Source organism: Blautia sp. MB18-30, assembly GCF_023669475.1.
Classification (GTDB): Bacteria; Bacillota; Clostridia; order Lachnospirales; family Lachnospiraceae; genus Blautia_A; species Blautia_A fusiformis.
The window spans coordinates 1-12,553 of the sequence record NZ_JAMOYY010000059.1; the positions used below are offsets into that span (position 1 = coordinate 1).

Genomic DNA, 12,553 nt, shown 5'->3' on the forward strand with positions numbered 1-12,553 from the left:
GTAAATATAAATAACGCAAATGAACAAATTAGATTTTAAAAATATCCCCGTTCTTCCTGCCAGTCTTTCACATAACATCGGATTCCAATATAAATAACATGTGATAGTAATAGGAATACCATGAGATTTATCGGAATAGCGTTTTTAATGATCTGGTTTTCCTCCACTTTCCATGAAGCGGAGGATGTCTGTCCGTTTTGAAATTTCTCATCAATTTTTCTGGCATCCGCACCCTCATGGATCGTTGGTATCTCAAATTTTCCCTGCCTTGCATAAGAACGGTGGTCAATGTGATTTTCCACTTTCAAATGAGCATTACATACATTCGCCCATTCACTCCGCCACAGTTCACAATTTTTCGGATTGTTCCACCCGGTAGCATCGGTTAATACACGTTTCCACTGTTTACGGTTCCTTGCACCGACTTTCTGATTGCCATTTTCGTCCAATACCGGGATTCGGATTCCATGACGGTCAGGGTTCTTTTTATCCTGCCACCAGTCCGAATGGGATTCATCCACCACAATATTTCCATTTTCATCTCTGACAAAATCCCAGTCCTTGACTTCTTTGTTTCCCCATGAATGGTCTGGATTGAATGATCGCATCGTCACAAGTAAATGCACATGAGGATTCCCATCGCCTTTATCGTGGATGCTCCAGTCCGCACACATTCCCTTATCTACAAAGGTCTTTTGAATATATTCAGTTGTATAATCAATCTGTTCCTGTCGGCTCCATTCTTTCGGAAGTGAGAACTCAAATGACCTGCCGAGTTGTGCATCCGAGGTCTTCTCAATCTTCAAAACTTCATTCCACAAACGCTGTTTCTGAAAAGTGAGTTTAAATTTTTCCAGTGCGGCATCTTTGTTATCTGCTCTTTTATATCGGACAGATTTCTGGAACCGTCTGATATTTTCAGCAGGTACATTCAGCCATTCCTGTGGTGCATTTTCACACATCAACAGGTTGGTATAAACAACTTCTCTTTTGGAAGTGTAATAACTGATCCTGCCTGTTTCTTCATTTTTCATCACATCGCCATTGAGATAAGCAGATGCCGATATGATGGATTTTCCTTTGCTGCGTCCAACAATCTTTACTGTATAATGAAAAAATGCCATGATCCGTTTCCTCCTTTCTGCCGTATCCGGCTTTGATTTCCGGCAGGTAACGTTTTCCTAAAAGAAAAAGGTATCTGCCGGAACGCCCTCTGCATAAGAGTGCCCTGTGCATAACAGCCTGCATGGAATGCGCCCCTCTGGCGAAGAGTGCCTCCTACGGCATGAGCAGGTCTGCATGAAATGCCCGCCGACGGAACGAGCCCGGCAAGCGTGAGCGCAGACCGGTTGCCACTTGTGGCAAACTTATACGGACGACCTCTGGTTGTCCATAAATGCGCCCTTCATAAAAAAACAATGAAGGGAATGGAAAACCCACTCCCTCCGGCATTACACTTCCTCCGTATTTGCAACTGGCTCTTTCTGCATTGCCTTTGAGAAAAACTTTCCGTTTGCTTCCTGCCTTTTTAAGAAGCCAATCAGCTTCGGGATATCTTCTTCCTCAATTGCAGAACCCAGCACCGATTCCACCGCACCGCCAATCTGGCAGAGCCTGGTTATGCTGTTAATAAAATCGGAGACTTTTGTGTCACTGTAGATTTTCATCCGGTCTGTAAATAATGGGTGGTTATACGCATAATCGGGATAATACTGTCCGGCATTGTTTTCTGCAATGATGGAATACACTGCCAAGTCCAGAAACAAACCGCTGTTCTTTCCAATGATATCTCCCAGCATTTCATCCAGGTGATACTCCGCTATAATCTTACGCAGTACAAAATAGGTACCAGCTCTGAGACACCCACTCCTGTAAGCACTGCCTTTTGTTTCCGGCAGTTCCTCAGCCGGGAAAAATTTCAAAAAGTTGGTGTTCGGATACATCAGCTCCGAATCATCCTCTGTACACTTTCCAATCGTCGTGTTCTTAGGGACAGTATACCCTTTTTTTGTATTGTAATTATGTTCATATGCATAGTAAATGTAAGTGGTTCCCTTAATTTTTTTACGAGTAATGCCAGCTGATTCAGTTGGTATTTTTACTTGAAAATCGAGATACATGGCGCCGCCTTTCGAGAGTTAATTATTACGGAAGTTCACATTTCTAGTATAACGTAAATTAAATAGCTACTATATATTTTGAGGATAATGTGTGGTATAATAGTGTTATCTAAGAAAGGGATGAACGCTATGAGAAGAACATATCTTACTCTGTCAGAGGAAGACAAAGATTACCTTAAAACATTATCAAAAAAAAGAACAATTCAGGCACAAATTGTAGATCGTGCCAAAATTTTATTATATAAATCTGATGGCATGACTTTCAATGATATCGCTGAAAAACTTGCCGTTAGTTCAGCAACCGTACGGCTTTGTGTTTCTAAATATTACGAGGGCGGTATTGAATTTAATGCCTGTCAAAACCGAAAGCCATAGAGCAATAACTTCTTGGTTTAGAAATTATTAAGGAGAGAGTACATAATGGAAGATGTAAATGCAATACACAGAATTTTCAAAAATTTAAAATATGAGATGGATAATAATGGTTGGGTCTATCAATGGCATTTAGGTGATGAGCCTATAAAAGTAACTCATAAATTTTACCCACCTGTATCCTCCGAAGAAATTCAGTTATTTGAAAAATATTTTCCCAACATGAAACTTCCCGCTTCGTATAAAGCCTTTTTATCTTGTTCAAATGGAATGGAGCTTTTTTGTGGAGAAGAGGGTAGTTCTCTAGTCAGCTGTACCATCTACTCTTTAAAAGAAGCTCTTAATCAAAAAGAGGTTTGGAATAATACACCCATTTTATCTGATCCAGAATTCACCTATCATCTTCCCATTCTTTTTCTGCAAGATATAGGTGATATAACCATGGATTTACAAGCTGTATTAGAAGGTAGAGACGATTATTTATGTTATCCAGCTCCTGACACCGATCGTTTTAACCTTCCTTTTAATGAGTGGTTGGAGCGCTATATTGTATGCCAGGGACATGAATTTTGGTTTTTCTTAAATCCGTAACTACCAAAATACTTTCTCTCTATTTTTATAAAAAAAATATATGCTTATGAAAAACACTCTGACTACTAAGTTGGAGTGTTTTTATAATTCATATTATATTTATAGATTTACTCTCAGTGCTACACATTCCGGGGGTTGAGGCCGTCCCCAAAGTGCGTTTTGATGTCCAAACGCTATGCTTGCCAGATACTTCCGAACACTTTTTAAGGAAACCATACCATCCGTCCAACCATTTTATATTAATTCTCATCCATATTATCTTTCTTCTCCATCAGCTGTTTCAGCTTTTTATTTATTTTACTTCTATTCTCTTCCTGTAATTTTCCGCAGAATAGATAGCAAAATTTCAGTGCAAACCACCAGATATACAAAGCCTTAAAGCTCTGGAATGCCTGATCATCCAGCATTCCATGTGCCACATTGTTGCGCATGTTAAATCCAAATTTTGAACAGAAAATCGTATTTAACGCAAATATAAGGTCTTCATCCAGGCTTTCTTTTACTCCTTCCAATTCTAAGACAGCGTGCATTGATTTTATTTCTTCAATCCCTTCTTCATTCATGTTGTAAACAGGTTCTCCACATTCTACTGCCAGATATCTTACTGCATTTTCTATCTGTGGAATCAGGATACTGAGCGCCGTCAAGAAATCTCCAGAAAAGCCAAACATGAGACCCTTGGTATACGATTCTTTTCTCCCCTCCGGAATCGCACAACTTACATCTACAATCTTTTTTATATCACTCTCTTCGATCAAAAATCTGGAACGAATATATTCAAACGTATTGCTCACCAGGATCTGTGCAAAATAATCCATCTCCATGGTTGCTGTCCGCTCCATATTATCCTTAAGCGCACCTTCATCGATTGTTCCATCGGGCTTTTTCACAGGCCCGCTTTTAGCAATTAATTTTCCTCCTTTTCCAAGGATTGCCGCTGGAAATATCGTGTGCAGGATCCCAGTCCTATTTAATACCTGATTCTTTACCCTTTCTCTTTCCGGAATCGGAATAAATGAAGCAAAATAACATAATGCCTCTTCTTTATCAAGATCTTCCAGTTGGCGGAACAGTTCTTTTACAATGCCGCTGGCATCCTGTTTATCACTCCATACCATCATCTCCGAAAGGGAAGCTTCTTCTATCTGTGCTATTTCCTGCAACAGTGCCTTTCTTTCTTCTTCCGTACCTTGTATGGTCTTTAACAACTGAATAACCTCTTTCAAATTGTGAATCTTTCTCATTAAATTTCCTTTGGAAGAGGCCCCGGCATATTCAGCCTCCATCCGGACAGCCTGAATCTTACGTCTTCGTATCGCAATCAGTTTAGGTTCAGTAATACACTTTTTCTTCAGCCAGTTATTTTTTCTGCAATAGAGTTCTTCCAACAGATCACAAAACTTACCAATGAGCAGTGCATCGCAGCTATTATCATCGTAAGTTTTCAAGATATTTTCCACATAAGGGATCAGATATCCTGTATCCACTTTTTCCTCCATGGCAGTTTTTATCAAATATCCAATTTTTGCGTGGCTGCTGTTATCATACTCTTCTAATACTTTTATCAGCAGATTCTTTCGCACCTCTTCATTGATTTCCTTGCTTCGGATTTTTTTAGAGATAAACAAGATCCGGTTTATAGCCATGATATGATCTGCAAATGCACCGGTGTTCTTCAAGTGTTCGCAATAAGCCGTTTCTGCTATTTTAGCATTTGAAAAATCATTTTCCACAACCCATAAAAAATCCGATATCTTTGCCTTGTTGATCGGTGCGATGGGATAGCTTCGGATTTCCTCCAGCAATGCCTGATACTCTTCTCTATTTATATCTTTCCGATTCCAAATGCTGCGGGCATAGGAAAACGGTACGTCTTTAGGCGTATCAATCCATCGTTCCACAATAATATCCACCAGAAGATTCCTGAATTCCCCATCCATCGTTCCGCAGAAATCTGTCAGTGCTTTCTCTGCCGTTTGAAAATTAGGTCCTTTTAAAATCTCTGCGATCCGCTCTGCCATTTTTTCTGCCATACATATTCCTCCAACCTTTTTCTATAGGAAAAGTATAACGTATTTTTCTTTTTCCTGTAAAGCAGAAAGACCTGAAATTCCAGGTCTTTCTGTCATCATTGATTAGAAATTGAAATTGACACTCTATTTTATATCCTTGGAACCCATAGAAGCCGCCCATCCAGCCTGAATCCTTTGTATTACGCTTCCATCCCGTGCATCAATCGTAAGGAGTGGAACACCTGCATCATCCATCGTCACGTCTCCCATGACCGGTCCATCCTCCCCATTTCCGTACTCATACTCTGGCTCTTTGGATGTCCAGGTTCCATAAAAATCCCACACCGGGATCAGGACTGCTTCGGTATCGCTGCCTTCACTGTCTGGCATGCACATATAACCCAGCTGTACCTTTGTTATGGCTATCTCCGCACTCTGTGCATCAATGGATGGATAACGGTAGTGGCTTCCTCCATCGACAGAGATCAGCCGATTCTTGTCTTCTGTCATGACCTGCAAAGTGATCGTTTTTTCAAAGATATCCTTGACCTCATCAAAAGGAAGTAAGAACAGCCTCTCATCGGAAGCATTCGATGCTTCTATGGGATTTCGGTGCAGAAAACTCTGAAGTGTCCCACTGCAAAAGTCCATCGTCAGTACTTCATTTTCCCATCCTTCAGACTGTCCTTCATGAAGTGTTCCATCTTCGTTTTCCCATTCAAGAGCCTGTTCATTAACAGGCAAAGAGGTTTCCCTCACATAATTAACCGGAACCCCGTCTATCATCCGTTCAAAAATGAAGTCATCTTTTTCCAGGGTAGTGCTTCCTTCAGTAAGTGCTTTTGAGGAACTTTCAAATAGCTCCCAGTCTCCGGACACAAGACCTGAAACCTTCTCCTTTGCTTCCTTTTCAGACACTTTCCCGCTTCCTGCCTTTATATAATTTTGAAAGCGTTCTTCCCTTTCTTTTTTCTCGCTCGATTCCAGGGTCATGTCTCCACAATCGTCAAAGATAAACTTCGCTATCCCAAATCCGAGTTCCTCCACATCCGATACCTGTTCACTCTGTGTATAAGAATACCGATAGGTCAGTCCATCTACTGTATATGTCCCCGCCTGTTCGTTCTCATTCTTCTCTTCCTGCATGGGCTGTCCTTTTCCGAATGTGTCTTTTATTTTATTCTGTTCTTCTTCAGGAATCGCCAATCTTTTTACTTTTTTTAAACAGATTGCATCTACATCCGGCACTTTTACCGGTGCATCCGCTGTCAGTGTAAAATTCATCGGGGTTTCTTTATCCTCCCGGTCCGCTGATCTTAGATCTGCCTGGATCGTTGTCTGGTATATTTCCGGTGCCTGTACCTGTTCGGCAACGGTTTTCTGAACTGTCTCCTTTTTCTCTTCTTTTTTCTGTTCTGTCTGATCCTTTTCTTCCACAACAGCAGACTGGACAATACGGTCACATCCGGATAATGTCAAAAGATTCATACACAGAACGGCTCCCATAAACATTTTTATTTTCTTCATCCTTTTTCCATCCTTTCCTTTCGGTATTAAAAAAGGTACCCTTTTCTTATGAGAAAAGAGTACCATATTGCTTTGCCGATGTATTCATCAAGATGTAAACAACTTGTAAATCAGAAGATGGCTCTTACCGTGGTCCCCTCTCTCTGTCTGCTTTCGATTTTCAAGCATCCGCCATGGATTTCAGCCACCTTCACACAGAGTGCCAGCCCAAGTCCGGATCCGCCTTCTTTTCGGCTTCGTGATTTGTCCACCATATAAAATGCATCTGTGATCTTTCCCAGTTCTTCCTCCGGGATCCCCATTCCAGTATCCGACACCTCAAAGATCTTTTTTCCAGCTTTCTCATAAGCCCTTACCCAAATGCTTCCACCGGCATCCGTAGCCTTTAGGGCATTGTCGATCAGGTTTATCAGAAGGCTTTCCATCAAGGCCGGATCCATTTTCATGGAAAAGGCTTCACATTCCATCTTGAGGTGCACCTCTTTCTTTTCTGCCTGTTCTTTTTCCAGGTCTATGACATGGTTTAAAAGGTCACCTGCCATGGTCATTTCCATCTGTATGGCATGGTTCTGATAAAGCCCCAGCATCTGCAGCATCTTCCCAGAAAGAGCCTCCAGGCGTTTTCCCTCCCGGTTGATATGTTCCAGTGCCCGGTCTTTCTGTTCATCTTTCAGCTTTACATGGCGCAGGGTATCCGAATACCCGATAATGGACGTTAACGGGGTACGCATTTCATGGGAAAGTGCCCCCATGAGCAGCTCCTGTTTCTCTGCCACTTCCTGTAGCTTCTCCATCTGTTCCACAGTTCTTCGCATCATCATATAAATAAAAAGGCCGGCGATCAGGAACACAGCCAGATAAATTCCAAAAAACCAGACAGCGGTCTGTCTCAGCTCTGCAAAAAGCCCTGTGACTTCCCGGACAGAGAGGACTTCATATCCTTCCGGTCTGGATAATGGTTCCAGCTGGAGAAGGAGGTATTTCTGTCCCAGTTTCTGTATCTTGTAGGCATACGGATCTCCTTCATCCTTTAAGCCTAAGTTTTCGAGCCCCACCACTTTATAATTTGTCAGGTTTTCAATGACGGCATTGCTTTTTCGGTCGATGAGAGCCATGCCTTCCCCACAGCATCGCTGGAACTGAAAGCCCATATAAGCCTGCTTTCCAGTCTCGGACATCTGCTCATATTTGCTGTTATCCCAAAATTGTTCCAGGAGTATCTTGCCATTTTCCAGCTGTCTTCCGTAGGTCTCTGCAGCATTATTGAGGCTTCGTTTTCCTGTAATATAAAGACTTAGCGTTCCCACTGGGATCAGGGCACATATTAGCGTTACCAGCATAAGAAGTACCGTTCGTTTCCACAGCTTCATCCTTATTCCTCCAGACGGTATCCAAGTTTCGGGATCGTCCTGATCTCATCATAAAGTTCCAGCTTTTTTCTGAGCTGTCCGATATGGACATCCACCGTCCTGCTTTCCCCCAGGTAGTTTTCTCCCCAGACCCGTTTTAACAGTTCTTCCCTTCCAAGCGCAATGTTCTTATTTTGCAGGAGCAGCACAAAGAGGTCATATTCCATTGGCTTTAGGCTTACCGGAAGCCCGTCTTTGTAGACCTGATGGCTTTGCATGTCCACCAGGATGTTCCGGACCGTTAAGACTTTCTTGGCCCGTCCCGTCCTCTCCAGTACCTTCTCAATGCGTACCAGAAGTTCCAGCATCTCAAAAGGTTTTACCATATAATCTTCTGCACCCAGTTTCAGCCCCTTTACCTTGGAAGCCACATCATCCTTTGCAGTCAGGTAGAGCACCGGAAGCTCCTTCTTTTTAAAATCCTCCATCAGTGCAAATCCGTCTTTTCCCGGCAGCATGATATCCACCACTGCCAGGTCCGCGTCCTCCTGCCATAAGAGCAGCCTCTGGGCTTCTTCCCCATCATACGCTGCCACAGTCTCATACCCTGCTGCCTCCAGGTTCATGCACAGCAATTCTGAAATTGCGCGGTCATCTTCTATCACCAAAATTTTATTTTTCATTCCCGCTGCCACCTCTAACGCTTTTCTATAGTATAGTTTTTTATATCCCAAGTCTACATTGCATTTGATCTTGCTTTCTCATCATTTATACGCATCAGGACACGATAATGTGACCAGCTCAATTCAGGGCACAGTGTGTCTCGAATTAGAAAAGTACAATAAAACTGAAATTATTGATTTTTGTCTCTTTTCTTTTTTGCCATTACGAATCCAAACATTAAAATCAAGTTCATAAACAGTACAACTATGCTACCTTCAATTTTACAGCTACCACCCGACAAAATTGAATTTCCACTAATTACCATGTTGAACAAATGTGGATAATCTTCTGCTAACGATACTCCACCCAAAATAATTGCACCAACTCCATTCCATAAAAAATGGATTACAATCGGAGCAACTAAGGATTCCGTGTATTCCAAAACTGCCGTCACGAAAAGACTCATCGTTATAACGTTTAGTACAGGAAGTATTCCTGCCTCAAAAGCCCCACTATGTGCAAATGTAAATAATCCGGTAGATATAAGGACAGCAACAACGATGTTGTAATTATTTTTTATCATCTGATATAAGTAACCACGAACTAACACTTCCTGCATAACGCTATTGATAAAAGCTGAAAATAACCATAACCAAAGCATAGAAATTTGGTTTCTGCCATCAATATGTATGACCCCTGTTAAAGATAATATCACAACAGATACTCCTAACCAAATAGCTCCTGTGATACACCCAAGTACGATATTATAAACAGGTTTTCCAGTCAGATATAATCGTATGTTTCTTTTATCTATTAACCAGAAAATAATTGTAAAACCAATAACTGACAATAATGGAATCAATTCTGCCCAAAATCTCCAGACTGCCGCACTTTTTGTATCTGGTATAGGCAAAATTGAAACACATATAGCCCAGCCTACAAAAAAGGCAAACGTTTTTAATGATACCAATAGTGAACTACTCGGCAACTGAGTTACCAGAGCATCTGAAATCTGGCGGGATACTGCCTTTTTTCAGGGTGCGTCCATGACACCAATACTGCTTGCCTTTCGGCTATGCAGCTACTTTTATTATTTCTGGATTTTTTAGTCCGGTTACGGACAGTTCTTTCTGCTTTCCGGATACGGAAAGATATTTCCGCAGGATATTAAATGCTCCTACTGCATCTGCATTGTATCTTACTCCATCAGTTATATACATGCCCCGTTCTTTTCGGTTTGATGCTTCTGCATATCTTTTTGATACTTCCGGTGATAATGGGCTGCACTGGCTGGTATAGCTTTCCTCTTGTTTTATCAATGGAATCCCATACAGTTTCAGCTTATATTCCAGCATGATATACAGCTTATTATACGGCAGGCTGTGAAGCTTCTGGTTGGTCTTATGCCCCATATCTTTTTCTTTGCGGATATTTCGCATGTCTCCCACAACCACACAGCGGATATCTTCTTTTCTGCAGTATTCTGCAATCCATCTGGTCACTTTGTGAAGATAATCCTTTACTGCATTCTGCTTTTTCCTGTAAAATCTCCGGATATGTTTCGATGATTTTGGATATTTTATTCCTCTTTCCGATTGCTGCGCATACCATACTGACTGCACTCTGGCGATTTCTTTATTAAAATACCTTTCCAATGAAAGATATTTTCTTCCAAGGATAAAAGTCCTGCCATTTTCGGAATCATAACAGGTCATCAGATTATGAAGTCCCAGATCAACAGATAAATAATGTTCATTCTGAGAGAGCTGCTCTGGTTCTTCAATCTCATAGATAACAATAAGGTCGCATTTTCCGTTTTCCGGTGGATAGATCCGCAGCTGTTTTATATGATCCATGTCCCTGAAAATCTTATTTTCAAGATATAGAAATTTTTCATGGATCCCATATGTTTCTTCCATGTAGCTTTTCAGCTCCTTTGGCAGAGACAGCCGCAGCTGGTCCGAACCTTTCTCATGCCGGAGCCCCATCTGCATGTATGTGACCGGTATATTTCCCTGTTTAAAATGAGGTGGATTTGGATCTTTGATCCCTCCGGTCTTTTTCAGGACATAAAAGGATCTCCATGCTTTGTCCAGCTGCTTGCAGGTCTCCTGTGCTGTCTGTGACGGAAGCTGTTTATACCACAGATTTCCTTTATGTGCTTTTTTCTGGTAATACCAGTCAGGATACTTTTCCAGTCCCAGTTCTTTATAATGGTGACGTTCGTAGTTACAGATATTCCAGAGTTTGGATGCTGCATAACACATATGCCCTATGATATTGGAATATTCCGGCCGGATTTTTACAGATGTTCTGTGTGACAGCAGCATTCCTCTTCCCCCTTCAGACAGTTATGCGGACCGCTATTCACAGTCCGTCTTAAATCAATACGACTTGCTCTGATGTTCAATATAACGGCGGATATTTTCCTCAGATACAGATCCGATTGTTTCCACATAATAGGAATGATTCCACAGCTCTCCCTTCCATAGCTGGTTTCTTATTTCCGGAAAACGTTCGAACAGTTTTCTGCCGGTGATCCCCTTCAGATACTTGACAATTGCTGTTATGGACAGCTTTGGCGGAGCTGATACAAAGCAATGGACATGGTCACCTTCACCACATTCGAATAGATGAACGGTAAACCCCTTATCCTCAGCAATCTGCTGCACCAGTTCCTGAAGGTATTCCTCAATTTCTGGGTTTAATATCTTCCGCCGGTATTTCACCGACCACACCATATGGTAGTTGATATTACATACACAAGTCCTGTAATGTATTAGATTTTCTTTCATACATATAGTATAACATGATGAGCGGAAATACGCAACAAAAAATCAAACATATTTTCGATTGATTATATGCCAGTTATGGCATTAATATCAAGGGAGATTATTATATTATCAGATTATTTCAATGTGCAGCCATGCACACTCCTGCGCTTTCATCTCGGTAATTGAATTGCCGAGGATTCCCGCTTATTGTCCTAATTTCTTCATGTAATATTTTCCTCTACAATCCTGATTTTCTTAATTTCACAAACTTGAATCCGTCGATTCCTTTCTTGTCTAATCTGTTAGCAATTTATCCAACAGCATCTGCCTGTTATTTATGAACATTTCTGTTACCCGATAGCTCTCTGTTTCTTCATATTCGCATAAATGTATTCGTCCATCATCAAAACAATAGATATCTGCATCAGGTATTCCTAACAAAATTGGCGAATGCGTAACTATAATAAACTGTGCTCCCTCTTTTGCACAACTATATATTTGCATCAACAATGTAAGCTGTCTCTGTGGGGATAATGCAGCTTCCGGTTCGTCAAAAAGATACATCTGTAAAATTCTTTGCAAATCTGGAACAGCTCCTGCACTTTCCCACTTAGATACTGCCTGTCTGGATACGCCCAACTGATTGGCTAGTTCTTCCGGTAACAAAATGTCAATAGTTTTTTAATCACTTTTTTCAAAAAGGCAAAAAAAAATAGAACGTATAGATTATTTCCATACGCTCTATCTCATATTTCATATTAAATTTTTGAATTCTACAAACTGGATTTTCTGCATTACTCATCATCCTTAATCATATATAACAAATTATTATATCCTGACTGCACAAGTAATTGCTTAAAGCCAGAAAGCACTTCTTCTTTTGTATAATTGTTGTTAATCAAAAACTCACTATCTTTCTCACTAAGGTATTGATAGAAAAGAGCTGCCGCCATCACTTCATCATTATTTGCATAATCAATGTTATCTAAAAGTATATTCTCTGCTTCGTTAATTTGCCCTGAATCAATCATATCAAGAAAACTTTTCAAATTTTTCCCTGACACTTCATATTTGTTTTCTTTTTCAAGCTCAACAGAAACATACTTTTTCCCATATATTAAAGAGAATAATATTCTCACCATTTC

The 12,553-nt window shown here is 40.8% G+C and carries 11 protein-coding genes and 4 pseudogenes; 2 read left to right on the top strand and 13 right to left on the bottom strand.

What is annotated here, in order from left to right; translation table 11 throughout:
* Positions 1-35: 35 nt before the first annotated feature.
* From NCY57_RS17110 to NCY57_RS15805, 3 genes and pseudogenes are all read right to left on the bottom strand, one after another.
* A complete protein-coding gene (locus NCY57_RS17110; protein ID WP_242997104.1) occupies positions 36-122 on the bottom strand; it encodes a DUF6040 family protein in 87 nt (28 codons plus the stop codon).
* Between the two features lie 21 nt (positions 123-143).
* Positions 144-1,124 (bottom strand): annotated as a pseudogene (locus NCY57_RS15800) (MobA/MobL family protein); the annotation flags it as partial.
* 327 nt (positions 1,125-1,451) lie between these two features.
* A pseudogene (locus NCY57_RS15805) lies at positions 1,452-1,616 on the bottom strand (relaxasome subunit MobC); the annotation flags it as partial.
* Positions 1,617-2,249: 633 nt separating this feature from the next.
* Between NCY57_RS15805 and NCY57_RS15810 the strand changes: the two are divergent.
* Both NCY57_RS15810 and NCY57_RS15815 read left to right on the top strand, forming a co-directional pair.
* On the top strand, positions 2,250-2,495 hold the full coding sequence (locus NCY57_RS15810; protein WP_243003937.1) for a helix-turn-helix domain-containing protein: 246 nt from the start codon (positions 2,250-2,252) through the stop codon (positions 2,493-2,495).
* 45 nt (positions 2,496-2,540) lie between these two features.
* Positions 2,541-3,083: an SMI1/KNR4 family protein gene (locus NCY57_RS15815; protein ID WP_147603555.1), complete on the top strand. Its 543-nt coding sequence runs from the start codon at positions 2,541-2,543 to the stop codon at positions 3,081-3,083.
* Positions 3,084-3,322: 239 nt separating this feature from the next.
* Here NCY57_RS15815 and NCY57_RS15820 read toward each other — a convergent pair whose 3' ends face one another.
* From NCY57_RS15820 to NCY57_RS15860, 10 genes and pseudogenes are all read right to left on the bottom strand, one after another.
* Positions 3,323-5,116, bottom strand: a complete 1,794-nt coding sequence (locus NCY57_RS15820) for a DUF4209 domain-containing protein (RefSeq protein ID WP_195567515.1) — start codon at positions 5,114-5,116, stop codon at positions 3,323-3,325.
* Positions 5,117-5,239: 123 nt separating this feature from the next.
* The gene (locus NCY57_RS15825; RefSeq protein ID WP_250789835.1) at positions 5,240-6,622 is read right to left on the bottom strand and encodes a DUF6034 family protein; all 1,383 of its coding nucleotides are present in this window, start codon (positions 6,620-6,622) and stop codon (positions 5,240-5,242) included.
* A 110-nt stretch (positions 6,623-6,732) separates the two neighbouring features.
* Entirely contained in the window at positions 6,733-7,992 is a 1,260-nt protein-coding gene (locus tag NCY57_RS15830; protein ID WP_250789836.1) for a sensor histidine kinase, read from the bottom strand.
* 2 nt (positions 7,993-7,994) lie between these two features.
* Complete coding sequence (locus NCY57_RS15835) at positions 7,995-8,654, bottom strand: response regulator transcription factor (RefSeq protein ID WP_015525013.1); 660 nt, start codon at positions 8,652-8,654, stop codon at positions 7,995-7,997.
* Between the two features lie 170 nt (positions 8,655-8,824).
* Positions 8,825-9,604 carry a CPBP family intramembrane glutamic endopeptidase gene (locus NCY57_RS15840; RefSeq protein WP_250789837.1) on the bottom strand — a complete coding sequence of 260 codons (780 nt, stop codon included), beginning with the start codon at positions 9,602-9,604 and terminating at the stop codon, positions 8,825-8,827.
* Positions 9,605-9,707: 103 nt separating this feature from the next.
* Positions 9,708-10,964, bottom strand: a complete 1,257-nt coding sequence (locus tag NCY57_RS15845) for an RNA-guided endonuclease InsQ/TnpB family protein (RefSeq protein WP_250789838.1) — start codon at positions 10,962-10,964, stop codon at positions 9,708-9,710.
* A gap of 54 nt (positions 10,965-11,018) precedes the next feature.
* The gene (gene tnpA, locus NCY57_RS15850; protein WP_192925805.1) at positions 11,019-11,429 is read right to left on the bottom strand and encodes an IS200/IS605 family transposase; all 411 of its coding nucleotides are present in this window, start codon (positions 11,427-11,429) and stop codon (positions 11,019-11,021) included.
* Positions 11,430-11,702: 273 nt separating this feature from the next.
* Positions 11,703-11,972, bottom strand: a pseudogene (locus NCY57_RS15855) (AAA family ATPase); the annotation flags it as partial.
* Positions 11,970-12,083: pseudogene (locus tag NCY57_RS17200) on the bottom strand (helix-turn-helix domain-containing protein); the annotation flags it as partial. The pseudogenes NCY57_RS15855 and NCY57_RS17200, both read right to left, overlap by 3 nt.
* Before the next feature lie 119 nt (positions 12,084-12,202).
* On the bottom strand, positions 12,203-12,553 hold a 351-nt coding region (locus NCY57_RS15860; protein WP_250789839.1), incomplete at its 5' end, for a DUF6483 family protein.